The 12917-nt window shown below is 66.4% G+C and carries 19 protein-coding genes and 1 pseudogene; 18 read left to right on the forward strand and 2 right to left on the reverse strand.

All coding sequences use genetic code 11. The features are described 5' to 3' along the window. Positions 1-300 (forward strand): annotated as a pseudogene (locus ACIHAX_RS10565) (hypothetical protein); the annotation flags it as partial. Here the strand turns inward: ACIHAX_RS10565 and ACIHAX_RS10570 are convergent. After that, complete coding sequence (locus ACIHAX_RS10570; protein WP_356964871.1) at positions 287-763, reverse strand: hotdog fold domain-containing protein; 477 nt, start codon at positions 761-763, stop codon at positions 287-289. The pseudogene ACIHAX_RS10565 and the gene ACIHAX_RS10570 sit on opposite strands and share 14 nt — an antisense overlap. Before the next feature lie 434 nt (positions 764-1197). Between ACIHAX_RS10570 and rpsJ the strand changes: the two genes are divergently transcribed. The 12 genes from rpsJ (at position 1198) to ACIHAX_RS10630 (ending at position 7479) form a co-directional block, all read left to right on the forward strand. After that, positions 1198-1503: a 30S ribosomal protein S10 gene (gene rpsJ, locus ACIHAX_RS10575; RefSeq protein WP_003938093.1), complete on the forward strand. Its 306-nt coding sequence runs from the start codon at positions 1198-1200 to the stop codon at positions 1501-1503. A gap of 14 nt (positions 1504-1517) precedes the next feature. After that, positions 1518-2183, forward strand: a complete 666-nt coding sequence (gene rplC / locus ACIHAX_RS10580; RefSeq protein ID WP_355076024.1) for a 50S ribosomal protein L3 — start codon at positions 1518-1520, stop codon at positions 2181-2183. After that, positions 2180-2854, forward strand: coding sequence for a 50S ribosomal protein L4 (gene rplD, locus ACIHAX_RS10585; protein ID WP_039795438.1), 675 nt, complete (start codon positions 2180-2182; stop codon positions 2852-2854). Before rplC ends, rplD begins: the two co-directional genes overlap by 4 nt. Next, the gene (gene rplW / locus ACIHAX_RS10590; protein ID WP_029923608.1) at positions 2851-3156 is read left to right on the forward strand and encodes a 50S ribosomal protein L23; all 306 of its coding nucleotides are present in this window, start codon (positions 2851-2853) and stop codon (positions 3154-3156) included. Before rplD ends, rplW begins: the two co-directional genes overlap by 4 nt. 33 nt (positions 3157-3189) lie before the next feature. Next, complete coding sequence (gene rplB, locus ACIHAX_RS10595) at positions 3190-4026, forward strand: 50S ribosomal protein L2 (RefSeq protein WP_039795441.1); 837 nt, start codon at positions 3190-3192, stop codon at positions 4024-4026. A 15-nt stretch (positions 4027-4041) separates the two neighbouring features. Beyond that, a complete protein-coding gene (gene rpsS / locus ACIHAX_RS10600; RefSeq protein WP_014981659.1) occupies positions 4042-4323 on the forward strand; it encodes a 30S ribosomal protein S19 in 282 nt (93 codons plus the stop codon). Continuing rightward, on the forward strand, positions 4320-4724 hold the full coding sequence (rplV, locus tag ACIHAX_RS10605) for a 50S ribosomal protein L22 (protein WP_039795443.1): 405 nt from the start codon (positions 4320-4322) through the stop codon (positions 4722-4724). The genes rpsS and rplV overlap by 4 nt, the downstream gene beginning before the upstream one ends. Beyond that, positions 4725-5519: a 30S ribosomal protein S3 gene (rpsC, locus tag ACIHAX_RS10610; protein WP_039795445.1), complete on the forward strand. Its 795-nt coding sequence runs from the start codon at positions 4725-4727 to the stop codon at positions 5517-5519. A 3-nt stretch (positions 5520-5522) separates the two neighbouring features. After that, positions 5523-5939: a 50S ribosomal protein L16 gene (gene rplP, locus ACIHAX_RS10615; protein WP_039795447.1), complete on the forward strand. Its 417-nt coding sequence runs from the start codon at positions 5523-5525 to the stop codon at positions 5937-5939. Next, positions 5939-6178: a 50S ribosomal protein L29 gene (gene rpmC / locus ACIHAX_RS10620; RefSeq protein ID WP_040864843.1), complete on the forward strand. Its 240-nt coding sequence runs from the start codon at positions 5939-5941 to the stop codon at positions 6176-6178. The genes rplP and rpmC overlap by 1 nt, the downstream gene beginning before the upstream one ends. Beyond that, positions 6175-6447: a 30S ribosomal protein S17 gene (gene rpsQ, locus ACIHAX_RS10625; protein WP_355076029.1), complete on the forward strand. Its 273-nt coding sequence runs from the start codon at positions 6175-6177 to the stop codon at positions 6445-6447. Before rpmC ends, rpsQ begins: the two co-directional genes overlap by 4 nt. Positions 6448-6666: 219 nt before the next feature. Then, a complete protein-coding gene (locus ACIHAX_RS10630; RefSeq protein WP_364430663.1) occupies positions 6667-7479 on the forward strand; it encodes a phosphatase in 813 nt (270 codons plus the stop codon). Here the strand turns inward: ACIHAX_RS10630 and ACIHAX_RS10635 are convergent. After that, entirely contained in the window at positions 7469-8374 is a 906-nt protein-coding gene (locus tag ACIHAX_RS10635) for an NAD-dependent epimerase/dehydratase family protein (protein ID WP_397277001.1), read from the reverse strand. The two genes, ACIHAX_RS10630 and ACIHAX_RS10635, sit on opposite strands and share 11 nt — an antisense overlap. 82 nt (positions 8375-8456) lie before the next feature. Between ACIHAX_RS10635 and ACIHAX_RS10640 the strand changes: the two genes are divergently transcribed. From ACIHAX_RS10640 to ACIHAX_RS10660, 5 genes are all read left to right on the forward strand, one after another. Beyond that, the gene (locus tag ACIHAX_RS10640; RefSeq protein WP_051046219.1) at positions 8457-8681 is read left to right on the forward strand and encodes a CopG family transcriptional regulator; all 225 of its coding nucleotides are present in this window, start codon (positions 8457-8459) and stop codon (positions 8679-8681) included. Then, entirely contained in the window at positions 8678-9124 is a 447-nt protein-coding gene (locus tag ACIHAX_RS10645) for a type II toxin-antitoxin system VapC family toxin (protein WP_397277003.1), read from the forward strand. The genes ACIHAX_RS10640 and ACIHAX_RS10645 overlap by 4 nt, the downstream gene beginning before the upstream one ends. 87 nt (positions 9125-9211) lie before the next feature. Beyond that, positions 9212-9670 carry an NUDIX domain-containing protein gene (locus ACIHAX_RS10650; protein WP_397277202.1) on the forward strand — a complete coding sequence of 153 codons (459 nt, stop codon included), beginning with the start codon at positions 9212-9214 and terminating at the stop codon, positions 9668-9670. Positions 9671-9869: 199 nt separating this feature from the next. Further along, complete coding sequence (locus tag ACIHAX_RS10655) at positions 9870-10349, forward strand: EXLDI protein (RefSeq protein ID WP_364430669.1); 480 nt, start codon at positions 9870-9872, stop codon at positions 10347-10349. A gap of 42 nt (positions 10350-10391) precedes the next feature. Continuing rightward, complete coding sequence (locus tag ACIHAX_RS10660) at positions 10392-12542, forward strand: MMPL family transporter (RefSeq protein WP_397277005.1); 2151 nt, start codon at positions 10392-10394, stop codon at positions 12540-12542. Positions 12543-12917: the final 375 nt, after the last annotated feature.

Below are 12917 nucleotides of genomic sequence, written 5' to 3' on the forward strand. Positions count from 1 at the left end.
GCCAGAGCGCTGGCCGCGGGTACGACGGCACTCGTACTGGACAACCCGATGGCCGACTTGGACCACGACGGGCGTCGCTATCTGGCCGGAATGCTGCGAGCTCTCGCGCGCCAGGACATGACGATCGTCGTTTCTGCTTGTCTCGCCGACGATCTCGCCGGATGCGCGGAGAACATCCTGCACATCGATCAGGGGCGACTCGTCGCGGGCGACGCATCGGTTCCGGCCCCGGTCGAACCACGGACAGCTTTCGCGAGACCGGACGCGCGCGGCTCGCGGAGGCCGGCTACTTCGGTGTGACCCAGGTGGTGATGTCCGCGTGTACCACTTCCACGCCGTGCTTGTCGTAGATCGACACCGGCACCACCAGCTCGCGCCCCTCGGTGATGCTCGCGAAGTCGGGGATCTCGGCCAGTTGCGCGACGGCCCGCAGCCCGGTCTCGGCTTTCGCCAGATATCGCACGTTCATCGCCTTGGGGATCCATCGGTGCGTCGCGGGCACGGTCGCCTCGCTGAGCATGCCCATCGCGACCTCGGCCAGATTGCACGCCGCGATCGCGTGGAAGGTGCCCAGATGGTTGTGGATGCCGAACCACTTCGGCGAGGTGACCTCGCACAACCCCGGTTCGAGCCGGACCACGTTCGGCAACACGGTGCCGAAGTAGGGCACCCGCGCCACCATCCCGAGCGAGAACAGGGCATGCCCCAGCCGGTTGTCCGGCAGCTTCTTCCAGCCGCGATAGGTCACGGTCTCTTTTGCCATGCGGCGTATCTTACTCAAAAGTAAGTTCGTGGCCAGCCCCACCGATTTGAAGTGACTCGCGGGGATCGTGCATACTGTTCGGGTTGCCTTGCACCGGGCCGTGTCTGTTTCCAGGTGAAACAGCTGGTCGGGCGGGGCGAGCAGTACCCCATCGAGTACCTCGCCGGGTTTCTGGCGTGGGTACGTCCGGGACAGTGTTCCAGGCCTGAGATGCATTGCGATCCGAGGCCGAGGAATGAGCGGACGGGCGACACGCCCGACCGCGTGTACCGGAGAACCATGACAGATGAACAGCGGCGAGATCGGGCGTGCCCGGTCAGGGTCTCCACTGAGACGTCTTCGTGTGTTCGGGCTGTGCAAATGAGGGTGGTCCAGAGGACTGGTATAGCCGGGCTTCCGGACCACGAAGGAAAGCGGAGAAAAGGACACTTAGCGTGGCGGGACAAAAGATCCGCATCAGGCTCAAGGCCTATGACCACGAGGCGATCGACGCATCGGCGCGCAAGATCGTGGAGACGGTGACCCGCACCGGGGCACGCGTCGTCGGCCCGGTGCCGTTGCCGACCGAGAAGAACGTGTACTGCGTCATCCGTTCGCCGCACAAGTACAAGGACTCGCGCGAGCACTTCGAGATGCGTACGCACAAGCGGCTTATCGACATCCTCGACCCGACGCCGAAGACGGTGGACGCGCTCATGCGCATCGACCTGCCGGCCAGCGTCGACGTCAACATTCAGTGACGGGGACTCGAGACATGACTGACAACAAGAACAGGCCGGCCGCCGGCATCCTGGGCACCAAGCTCGGCATGACCCAGGTCTTCGACGACAACAACCGCGTCGTTCCCGTGACCGTCATCAAGGCCGGGCCGAACGTCGTCACCCAGATCCGCACCGTGGAGCGCGACGGCTACAGCGCCGTCCAGGTCGCCTTCGGCGCCATCGATCCGCGCAAGGTGACCAAGCCGGTCTCCGGCCAGTTCACCAAGGCCGGTGTCACGCCGCGCCGCCACGTCGCCGAGATCCGCGTCGCGGACGCCTCCACCTTCGAGGTCGGCCAGGAGATCAGCGCCGAGGTGTTCGAAGAGGGCAGCTACGTCGACGTCACCGGCACCAGCAAGGGCAAGGGCTTCGCGGGCACCATGAAGCGCCACGGCTTCCGTGGCCAGGGCGCCTCGCACGGTGCGCAGGCCGTGCACCGCCGTCCGGGCTCGATCGGTGGCTGCGCCACCCCCGGCCGCGTGTTCAAGGGCATGCGCATGTCGGGCCGGATGGGTAACGACCGCGTCACCACGCAGAACCTGTCGGTGCACAAGGTCGACGCCGAGAACGGCCTGCTGCTGATCAAGGGAGCGATCCCGGGTCGCAAGGGCGGCGTCGTGATCGTCAAGAGCGCCGTGAAGGGTGGTGCGCACGCATGACGAGCCTCGAGAAGAAGGCGAACCTGACGCTGCCGGTCAAGGAGATCGGCGGCAAGACCAACGGCACCGTCGACCTCCCCGCGGAGATCTTCGACGTGACCGCCAACATCGCGCTGATGCACCAGGTCGTCGTGGCTCAGCAGGCCGCGGCCCGCCAGGGCACGCACGCGACCAAGACCCGTGGCCAGGTCTCCGGCGGCGGCAAGAAGCCGTACCGGCAGAAGGGCACCGGTCGCGCCCGCCAGGGTTCGACCCGCGCGCCGCAGTTCACCGGCGGTGGCACCGTGCACGGCCCGCAGCCGCGCGACTACACCCAGCGCCTGCCCAAGAAGATGAAGGTCGCCGCCCTGCGTGGCGCCCTGTCCGACCGGGCGCGCAACGAGCGCATCCACGTGATCACCGAACTGGTGGCGGGCCAGACCCCGTCCACCAAGACCGCCAAGAGCTTCCTGGCCGAGCTGTCGGACCGCAAGAAGCTCCTGGTCGTGGTCGGCCGCGAGGACGTCGCCGCGTGGAAGAGCGTGGCGAACCTGCAGAACGTGCACCCGATCGCCCCGGACCAGCTCAACACCTACGACGTGCTCAACAGCGACGACGTGGTGTTCAGCGTCGAGGCGCTCAACGCGTTCGTGCACGGCCCGGCCGAGGCTGCACAGGAGGAGAGCAAGTGACCACCATCGCCGACCCCCGCGACATTCTGCTGGCGCCGGTCATCTCCGAGAAGTCCTACGGACTGATCGAGGAAGGCACCTACACCTTCCTGGTGCACCCGGACTCGAACAAGACGCAGATCAAGATCGCCGTGGAGAAGGTCTTCGGTGTGAAGGTGACCAGCGTCAACACCGCCAACCGTCAGGGCAAGCGCAAGCGGACCCGCTTCGGTTACGGCAAGCGCAAGAGCACCAAGCGCGCGCTCGTGACCATCTCGGCCGACAGCAAGCCCATCGAGATCTTCGGAGGCCCGGTCGCGTAAGCGCCCGGGAATCCAGAAAGCAGAGAAGAACTCATGGCAATCCGTAAGTACAAGCCGACTACGCCGGGCCGCCGCGGCTCCAGCGTCTCGGACTTCGCCGAGATCACCCGGTCGACCCCGGAGAAGTCGCTGCTGCGCCCGCTGACCAAGTCCGGCGGCCGCAACGCCCACGGCCGGATCACCACCCGGCACCGCGGTGGCGGGCACAAGCGCGCCTACCGTCTGATCGACTTCCGTCGTCTGGACAAGGACGGGATCCCGGCCAAGGTCGCGCACATCGAGTACGACCCGAACCGCACCGCGAACATCGCGCTGCTGCACTTCGTGGACGGCGAGAAGCGCTACATCATCGCCCCCAAGGGCGTGACGCAGGGCACCCGCATCGAGTCCGGCCCGACGGCCGACATCAAGCCGGGTAACAACCTGCCGCTGCGCAACATCCCGACCGGTACCACGATCCACGCGGTGGAGCTGCGTCCGGGCGGCGGCGCCAAGCTGGCCCGCTCGGCGGGCATGAGCATCCAGCTGCTGGGTAAGGAGGGCCCCTACGCCACGCTGCGTATGCCTTCCGGTGAGATCCGTCGCGTCGACGTGCGCTGCCGCGCCACCGTCGGCGAGGTCGGCAACGCCGAGCAGTCGAACATCAACTGGGGCAAGGCCGGCCGCATGCGATGGAAGGGCCGCCGCCCCACGGTCCGTGGTGTCGTCATGAACCCGGTCGACCACCCGCATGGTGGTGGTGAGGGCAAGACCTCCGGTGGTCGCCACCCGGTCTCGCCCTGGGGTCAGCCGGAAGGCCGCACCCGCAAGCCCAACCGTCCGAGCGACAAGCTCATCGTCCGCCGCCGCAAGACCGGCAAGAAGCGCTGAAGGAGGAGGTAAGAAATGCCACGCAGCCTCAAGAAAGGCCCGTTCGTCGACGACCACCTCCTCGCGAAGGTGGACGTGCAGAACGAGAAGGGCACCAAGCAGGTCATCAAGACCTGGTCGCGTCGTTCGACCATCATCCCCGATTTCATCGGTCACACGTTCGCGGTGCACGACGGCCGCAAGCACGTGCCGGTGTTCATCTCGGACAACATGGTCGGGCACAAGCTCGGTGAGTTCGCGCCGACCAGGACGTTCAAGAGCCACGTCAAGGAAGACCGGAAGAGCAAGCGGCGATGACGACGACTGAGACTCAGAACCCGACTGCGCGCGCGACCGCCAAGCACGTTCGCGTCACCCCGATGAAGGCACGCCGTGTCGTGGACCTGGTCCGCGGCAAGCGTGTCGAGGACGCCCTCGCCCTGCTGAAGTTCGCGCCTCAGGCCGCGAGCGAGCCGGTCGCCAAGGTCGTCGCGAGCGCCGCGGCCAACGCCGAGAACAACCTCGGCCTGAACCCGGCCACGCTGGTGATCTCGACGGCCTACGTCGACGAGGGTGCCACCCTGAAGCGGTTCCAGCCGCGTGCCCAGGGCCGTGCGTTCCGCATCCGCAAGCGCACCAGCCACATCACCATCGAGGTCGAGAGCATCCCCACCGCCGGTGGAGCCACTCGTAACCGCCGGAAGGGAGGGGCAAAGTAAATGGGACAGAAGATCAACCCCCACGGCTTCCGCCTCGGTATCACCACCGACTGGAAGTCACGTTGGTACGCGGACAAGCAGTACGCGGACTACGTGAAGGAAGACGTCGCGATCCGCAAGCTGCTGGCCACCGGCATGGAGCGGGCGGGCATCTCCAAGGTCGAGATCGAGCGCACCCGTGACCGCGTGCGGGTGGACATCCACACCGCGCGGCCCGGCATCGTGATCGGCCGCCGCGGCGCCGAGGCCGACCGCATCCGCGCCGAGCTGGAGAAGCTGACCGGCAAGCAGGTGCAGCTGAACATCCTCGAGGTCAAGAACCCCGAGTCGGATGCGCAGCTGGTCGCCCAGGCCGTCGCCGAGCAGCTGTCCAACCGTGTGGCGTTCCGTCGCGCGATGCGCAAGGCCATCCAGTCGGCCATGCGTTCGCCGAACGTCAAGGGCATCCGTGTGCAGTGCTCGGGCCGCCTCGGCGGCGCGGAAATGTCGCGCTCGGAGTTCTACCGCGAGGGTCGGGTGCCGCTGCACACGCTGCGCGCCGACGTCGACTACGGCCTCTACGAGGCCAGGACCACCTTCGGTCGCATCGGCGTGAAGGTCTGGATCTACAAGGGCGACATCGTCGGTGGCAAGCGTGAGCTGGCCGCCGCTGCCGCCGCGCCCGAGCGTCCGCGCCGGGAGCGGCCGAGCCGCCCGCGTCGGTCCGGTTCCACCGGCACCACCGCGACCAGCACCGAGGCCGGGCGCGCCGCCACCGCGGTGGCCGACGCCCCGGCAGAGACACAGGAGGGCTGACGCATGCTGATGCCTCGCAAGGTGAAGCACCGCAAGCAGCACCACCCTGGCCGTTCCGGTACGGCCAAGGGCGGCACCTCGGTGGCGTTCGGCGAATTCGGCATCCAGGCGCTGGAGCCGGCCTACGTCACCAACCGGCAGATCGAGTCGGCGCGTATCGCGATGACTCGCCATATCCGCCGTGGCGGCAAGATCTGGATCAACATCTACCCGGATCGCCCGCTGACCAAGAAGCCCGCCGAGACCCGCATGGGTTCCGGTAAGGGTTCGCCGGAGTGGTGGGTCGCGAACGTCAAGCCCGGTCGCGTGATGTTCGAGATGAGCTACCCGAACGAGGAGACCGCTCGTGAGGCCCTGCGCCGCGCGATGCACAAGCTCCCGATGAAGTGCAGGATCGTGACCAGGGAGGAGCAGTTCTGATGGCTACCGGAACACCGGCCGCAGAGCTCCGCGAGCTCACCGAAGAGGAGTTGGTGGCCAAGCTGCGCGACTCCAAGGAAGAGCTGTTCAACCTGCGCTTCCAGATGGCGACGGGTCAGCTGGACAACAACCGTCGTCTGCGCGTCGTCCGTCACGAGATCGCGCGCATCTACACGGTCATGCGTGAGCGCGAGCTCGGTCTGGCCACCGGACCCGCTGGCAAGGGAGATGCCGCATGAGCGACAAAGCAGAAGGGCAGCGCGGTACCCGTAAGGTGCGGGTCGGCTACGTTGTCTCGGACAAGATGAACAAGACGATCGTCGTCGAGCTGGAAGACCGCAACCGGCACCCGCTCTACGGCAAGATCATTCGCACCACCTCGAAGGTGAAGGCGCACGACGAGAACGAGGTCGCGGGCATCGGCGACCGCGTTCAGCTGATGGAGACCCGTCCGCTGTCGGCCACCAAGCGCTGGCGTCTGGTCGAGGTCCTGGAGAAGGCCAAGTAGGCCTCTCCGGCACGGCGTGAAACCCGAAGGCCCGCTTCCCGTTCTCGGAGGCGGGCCTTCGCCGTATCCGGGCGCGTCTGAGGAATTCTCTTGCCGTCCACCCTGCATGGGTACTGTCGTGTTGCGGGTGGCGATCGAGCAAACCGGCGGACTCCTGGCCTGACCGGAACTGCGATAGGTGGCGCCGACGGCCGATGCGGAGGATGAGCGGTGGGGAATGTGAGTCGATCTGAACAGACCTATGATCGAGCGCTGCTGCGGGAACATCTGCTGAAAACGCGGATAGCGGGTGATGTCGCGACGCCTCGGGAGGGGAATCTCGCGAACTATCGCAAGATGGTGGCGAAGGACCCCGGGTATCAGTTCGGGCTGACGCTGAAGGATTGGACCTTCGCCGAGACGCTGGAGATGATGGCGCGTCTGTGCGGGGTCAGCCCCGACCCTCGGCATCTGCGGGGTCCGGACACCATCGACGTCGACCTGACGCTCGACGCGCTCGACGCGATGGGTGCGCGGATCGGGCTCGCCGCTCGTCGTCGGGAGACGGTGATCCTGGCGACCGGGCATCCGGACACACTCATGGGCGTCTATCGCGCTGTCGAGGACGCGTTACGTGCGGCAGGATGCGTGGTGCTCGTGCCGGCTGCCGGGTGGTCCTATCGGGTGACCACGCCATGGGGCCCGCAGCATCGCGAGATCGTCTACACCTCAAAAGTTGCCGCGCTGGGCACCGACGGCACGCTGCGACACACTCATGACCCGCATCCGATGCGGGCGGCCCTGCGGGAGTTGCGCGAGGCCGAAACCGGCCAATGGCCCGACCTGGTCGTCGCCGACCACGGCTGGGCCGGGGCGGCAGGGGAGGCGGGCATCGAGACCGTGGGATTCGCCGACAGCAACGACCCCGCACTGTTCGCCGGGCAAGCGGAGGGGAAGATCGCGGTCACGGTGCCACTCGATGACGGAGTCCATCCCGGTTACTACGGTCCGCTGACCGCTTATCTGCTCGGCCAGGCCGGACTCACCGGCTGAGGTCACCCCGGCGCGGTGTGTCGCACACGATGGTTTCCAGATCGGACTGCGCTGGGCGCCAGGGTAATTCGGCCATAGCCTTGGCCGGGTCGCTGATCAGGGCGGCCGGTTCGGGCGCCGGTGGCCGATGGATCAGCTGAATTCGACGTCCGGTCCGCCGCTCGACCGCGGCCACGACGTCGAGAATGCTGCTGCCGCGGCCGCTGCCGATGAGAAAGCGCCTGAATTCGCCTTTCGGCGGCATGTTCTCGATACCCGCGACGAAAGCCGCTGCGGCGTCGTCGATATGCAGATAGTCGCGGACAGCGCTGCCGTCGCCGTTGACTTCCAGAGCCGAGCCATTCCTCGCGGCGGCGAATGCTCGGGGAATCAAGCGCGTCGGATCGGGATCCGCGCCGCCGGCCACGTTCATCAAGCGCAGCACGGTAGCGGACAAGCGACCGGTGCCCGCCTGCGCGCCGATCGCCCACTCGGCGGCCAGCTTGCTCGCCGCGTACGGGTGCGGGGGCGCGTCGGGTAGACGCTCTGTCATCGGCTGTCGTTCGGGAGTTCCGTATATCGAGCCGGTCGAAGCGAAGACGAGCCGCGATATTCCGGCGGCGGCCATGGCGTCCAGCAACGCGACGGTCCCGCCGGTATTGACGCGGAAGTACCGCAGCGGATCGGCCGCCGACTCGCGCGCCCGAGTAAGCCCACCGAGATGGCACACCGCCTCCACGCCGTCCACAGCTTTCCGAAGCCCGTCCTCATCCAGCAGGTCGGCGACCCGAGTCGGCGCCCGTAGAGGCGAACCGCAGTCGCGAACCATCGCGATCGGCTCGTGCCCGGCTCCAGCCAGCAGTTTTACGACCGCCTGGCCCAGATAGCCGTTCGCTCCGGTGACGAGAACGCGCACCACGCGATTTTGTCACTGCTGTTGCCTGAGAAGGCGGAATAAACAAAGAGCCTATTGATATCAGATCTGATACCATGAGTGTATGGCTTGGACCATGCGGTTGCCGGAGGACGAAGAGGCGGCGCTGAATGCGCAAGCGGATGCCGAGGGGCGCTCGAAACACGAGATCACTCGTGATGCTGTCCGGGCTTACCTCATGCGACATCGCAGGTGGGAGTCGCCACTGCTCAGCGATGACGAGACTTTCGATCTAGGTGGGCCCATTGGTAAGGATGACATCCGTAATGCGATGAACCGGCCGGCATGATCGTAATCGCAGATACCTCAGGAATCCTCGCGCTCTTCAATCGCTCGGACCCTGAGCACTTTGCGGTGCGCCGAGCTGCCGATTCGGCGAGCGCCATCGTTGTCAGTCCGCTGGCGCTGACCGAGGTGCATCATGTGGCGAGCTCCCGAGCCGGACGCGAGGCGGCCGACGGCATCCTCGCTTTGATCGCCGACCGGGTGGCGTCGACGCGGATCGTCATCTCAGGCGTCGATGCGGCACAGCTGCACGCCGCGGTCGACATCCGTGGAAAGTACGGCAATCTGAATCTGGACCTGGTGGACGCTGTATGCGTAGCTCTGGCAGACGAATTCGATACCGACGCGATCCTCACGCTCGACCGCCGCGATTTTCGAACCTTGCGGCCCGTCGGCCGTTACTCCGCTTTCCGCATCTTGCCGGACGATTGGCGTTCCGATACCTAGATGCGCCATATCCCAGCTGGCACGGCAAGGTGGACCGGGCGCAGGCTCGGAATGAACCGTGATCGAGGACTGCCGTGGTTGAGTAGGGTGGTGGAGGTCGGGCGAGCTCGGTTGGCCGCGGGAGCGTTGTTCGTGCGCGGCGATGACGTGTTGCTCGTGCACAAGACGTATGGCAATGGGTGGGATCTACCGGGTGGGTATGTGGAGCCGGGGGAGGCGCCCGCTGCGGCTTGTCGGCGAGAACTCTTGGAGGAGCTCGGGATCGGCCGTTCCGTTCATCGGCTGCTGGTGCACGACTGGGCGCCGAGCCCTGGTGAGGGGGACAAGGTCCTGTACATATTCGACTGCGGTGCACTCGGCGACGATGAGCGGGTCCTCCGATTGCAGGAGTCGGAACTCGATGCCTGGCGGTGGGTCTCGGTCGCCGGCGTTCATGACTACGTGTTGCCGCGTCTGGCTCGGCGTCTGCGGCAAGCACACCTGGCATACATCGACGGCTGTCCCCGGTATCTCGAACACGGATATCCGGTCGGGCAGATCGATTAGCTGAGCGAAGGCGCGCAGCGCCAGGTCGGACCGGCGGTCGCGCGGGTCTTGCGCTATACGTATACATCTACTTATAGTGAGACGACGGCCCGGGCTTTCTGGGAACATCGAATCCGCACCGGTAGAGGCGGATTCGGGGTGGGCCGGTCGACGGTAGACGCATGCCTGCATGCGCACTGAACTATGAAACGGGGAAATCATGACCACCGATCCGAACAACCTGAGCGGCGTGGACACTGTCGAGGAGCAGGCCTGCGGCGTCACCATCGTGAAGGAATCGGCCGAGCCGGGCGACGTGGACGACCTGCGCCAAATCGTGTTGCGCGTGGGTCCGGGCGGCGGGCGTCAGCAGCGGTTCTTCGGCAGACTGCTCGGCGAATCCCGCGAATACGGCAAGGTCGGGATGAACGTCGTGCGGGTCTACGTGAGCCGGAAAGGCAAATTCGTGGTGCACCGCAGGGAATCGGACTGGCGCGAAATGTCCGTCGCGATCGACTGGACCGAATGGAAGAACTGGCGCGAGCTGCTGCGGCCCGGCAGTGGCGAGCGCGAATGGGGTGACTACACGGTGGAGATCGTGGACTCGCCCGCCGAGTTGCGGGGCCGGATTCCGGAGCACATCTACCGGACTGTCGTCGACGTTGCCGAGCACCCGAACTCGCAGGACCTGCAGATCTGAGATACCGCCGCTTTTCCACATCCGGAAAGGATCTATTCGCAGATGTTCGCACGACTGGGGGCCGTGGTCGTCCACAATCCGTGGAAGGTGATCGGCCTGTGGGTGCTGCTCGCCATCGCGGTGGTGGCCGCGGCGCCGGAACTGAAATCCACTACCGACCAATCAGCCTTCCTGCCTTCGCATTACGAGTCCATTCAGGCATTGGAGTTGCAGCAGAGGGCTTTCCCGGACAGCTCCGCTCCCGCGGCGATCATCGTGTTCGCCCGGAAGGACGGCACGCCGTTGACCGGTGCGGACGCCGCTTCGATCGTCTCGATCGGCAATGAGCTGCGCGACGCGCAGGTCAAGGACGTCATCGGGATGCAACCGACGCCGCCGTCGGAGAACCGCCTGGTCCAGATCATCGCGGTGCAGATGACGAAGGTGACGAATCCGAACGACACCACCCAAGGCGACGCGGTCAAGGCGCTGCGCAAGGAGCTGACCGCGCGCGTCCCGAACACCGAGCTGAAGGCGGGCATCACCGGCCAGGCGGCGCAGGTGCTGGATCAGCGGGAATCGGGCGACAAGGGGCTGGCCATCGTCGGTATCGCCACCGTCGTGCTGATCCTGGTGCTGTTGCTGGTCATCTTCCGCAGCCCGGTGATCGCATTGCTGCCGATCGTCGTGATCGGCGCGATCTCCAGCATGGTGAGTGGGTTGATCGCCGTGGTGGCCAAGGCCTTCGACCTGCAGATCGACGCATCGATCAATGCCATTCTGGTGGTGGTGCTGTTCGGTGTCGGCACCGACTACATCCTGTTCCTGATGTTCCGCTACCGCGAGCGGCTGCGCGCGGGCGAGGATTCGAAGACCGCCATGGTCAACGCCGTCACCCGGGTGGGTGAGGCGATCACGTCCGCGGCGGGCGCGGTGATCATCGCGTTCATGGCACTGGTGCTGTCCACGCTCGGCATGTTCCGCGCCATGGGCCCGGCGCTGGCGATCGCGGTGGCGGTCGCGCTGGCGGCGGGGCTGACGCTGGTGCCTGCGGTGGTCTCGCTGCTGGGCACCAAGGTGTTCTGGCCGTCCAAGGCGTGGCGCATCGAACCGAAGGGTGCGCGATTCACCGCGATCGGCAATGCGCTCGGCCGGCGGCCCGCTGTGTTCGCCGCGGTCTCCGGCGGTTTGCTGGTCGTGCTCGGGATCTTCGCCTTGGGTTTCCACCCCACGTTCGACCTCAGCTCGGGGCAAACTTCGGAGGCCTCCGAATCGGTTGTCTACAGCAAGGAATTGGTCAAGGGCCTGCCCGCGGGGACGACCCAACCTTCGGACGTCCTGTTGCGGTCCGGCGGTGGTGAATTGGCTGTCGATCAACTCGCCGCCTACCGCGCCGCGCTGGCCGCGGTGCCGGGAGTGGGACAGGTGGCGGAGCCGAAGTTGTCCGCGGACAAGTCGATCGCCGACTTCGCGGTGACGCTCTCTGCCGCGCCGGAGTCGGACGCCGCGCTGGACACCGTCAAGGGACCGTTGCGCGATGTCGCGCATTCCGCGGCGCCCGCCGGTGCCACCGCCGCCGTCGGTGGTCTGACCTCGGTCTTCGTCGACTTCCAGGAAGCGATGGCGCGTGACTACGCGATCGTGTTCCCGGTGGCGGCGATCCTGATCATGATCGTGCTGGGGTTGCTGCTGCGTAGCCTGGTCGCGCCGTGGTACCTGATGGCCTCGGTGTTCCTCGGCTTCGCCGCCACGCTCGGTGCCGCGGTGCTGGTGTTCCAGCACTTCCGGGGCGAGACCGGTCTGATCTTCACGCTGCCGGTGATCATGTACCTGTTCGTGGTCGCGCTGGGGACCGACTACAACATCCTCATGGTCGCCCGGTTACGGGAAGAAGCGCGCGAGGGCAACGAACCGAAACAGGCCGCAGCGCTGGCCGTGCGGCACACCGGCCCCACCATCGCGGCGGCCGGGGTGATCCTGGCAGGCACCTTCGCATCGATGATGCTGGCGGGCAACAACGTTCTCGCACAGATGGGCTTCGCCATCTCGGTGGGCATCGCGATCGCGGCTTTCGTCATGGCGATGTTCTTCACGCCCGCGCTCACGGCGCTCATCGGGCACAAGGCGTGGTGGCCGGGGCATGGGGACGAGAAGCCCGAGGGCTCTGGACCGGAGTCTCGCGAGGTCGTCGGCACTTCGGTCGGCGAGAGCTGAGCGCGGGACCGGAACTCGCGGACACCGCGGATGAGTGAACCGGAATAGAGCTGTGCGCCCGATTCATCGGGCGCACAGCCTTTTCCGCACAAAGAACGCACGTCGTGACCGGACGGTCACCGGGCGCGGGAAACTCCGTGCGTGCGGTCCAGACCTTGTCCGGTGCCGCCACGCTCGATACTCATGCCAAGGCGGCCGAATAACCGCCGCTCACGGGTGATGCGGCCGCATCAACCGCAGGGGTCTCGCCACCTCCGACGACGCCCCTTCTCGTCCAGCTCTCTCTCTGAACGCCGCGTCCCGCGGCCGCGTCCAGGGCTCTGAGAGCGGCCTCACGTTCCTGCTCGGCCGCCGCCCGCGCCTCGGCCGCTGACC

It is taken from the genome of Nocardia sp. NPDC051929 (assembly GCF_044548645.1).
GTDB classification, from domain to species: Bacteria; Actinomycetota; Actinomycetes; order Mycobacteriales; family Mycobacteriaceae; genus Nocardia; species Nocardia sichangensis.

What these genes read in the sequence shown, in the direction of transcription:
- ACIHAX_RS10570 (WP_356964871.1), bottom strand. Translation starts at nt 763, where the DNA reads ATGGCAAAAGAGACCGTGACCTATCGCGGCTGGAAGAAGCTGCCGGAC.
- rplP (WP_039795447.1), top strand. Translation starts at nt 5,523, where the DNA reads ATGCTGATGCCTCGCAAGGTGAAGCACCGCAAGCAGCACCACCCTGGC.
- rpmC (WP_040864843.1), top strand. Translation starts at nt 5,939, where the DNA reads ATGGCTACCGGAACACCGGCCGCAGAGCTCCGCGAGCTCACCGAAGAG.
- rplD (WP_039795438.1), top strand. Translation starts at nt 2,180, where the DNA reads ATGACGAGCCTCGAGAAGAAGGCGAACCTGACGCTGCCGGTCAAGGAG.
- ACIHAX_RS10640 (WP_051046219.1), top strand. Translation starts at nt 8,457, where the DNA reads ATGGCTTGGACCATGCGGTTGCCGGAGGACGAAGAGGCGGCGCTGAAT.
- rpsS (WP_014981659.1), top strand. Translation starts at nt 4,042, where the DNA reads ATGCCACGCAGCCTCAAGAAAGGCCCGTTCGTCGACGACCACCTCCTC.
- rpsC (WP_039795445.1), top strand. Translation starts at nt 4,725, where the DNA reads ATGGGACAGAAGATCAACCCCCACGGCTTCCGCCTCGGTATCACCACC.
- rpsQ (WP_355076029.1), top strand. Translation starts at nt 6,175, where the DNA reads ATGAGCGACAAAGCAGAAGGGCAGCGCGGTACCCGTAAGGTGCGGGTC.
- ACIHAX_RS10645 (WP_397277003.1), top strand. Translation starts at nt 8,678, where the DNA reads ATGATCGTAATCGCAGATACCTCAGGAATCCTCGCGCTCTTCAATCGC.
- rplC (WP_355076024.1), top strand. Translation starts at nt 1,518, where the DNA reads ATGACTGACAACAAGAACAGGCCGGCCGCCGGCATCCTGGGCACCAAG.
- ACIHAX_RS10655 (WP_364430669.1), top strand. Translation starts at nt 9,870, where the DNA reads ATGACCACCGATCCGAACAACCTGAGCGGCGTGGACACTGTCGAGGAG.
- rplV (WP_039795443.1), top strand. Translation starts at nt 4,320, where the DNA reads ATGACGACGACTGAGACTCAGAACCCGACTGCGCGCGCGACCGCCAAG.
- rplB (WP_039795441.1), top strand. Translation starts at nt 3,190, where the DNA reads ATGGCAATCCGTAAGTACAAGCCGACTACGCCGGGCCGCCGCGGCTCC.
- ACIHAX_RS10660 (WP_397277005.1), top strand. Translation starts at nt 10,392, where the DNA reads ATGTTCGCACGACTGGGGGCCGTGGTCGTCCACAATCCGTGGAAGGTG.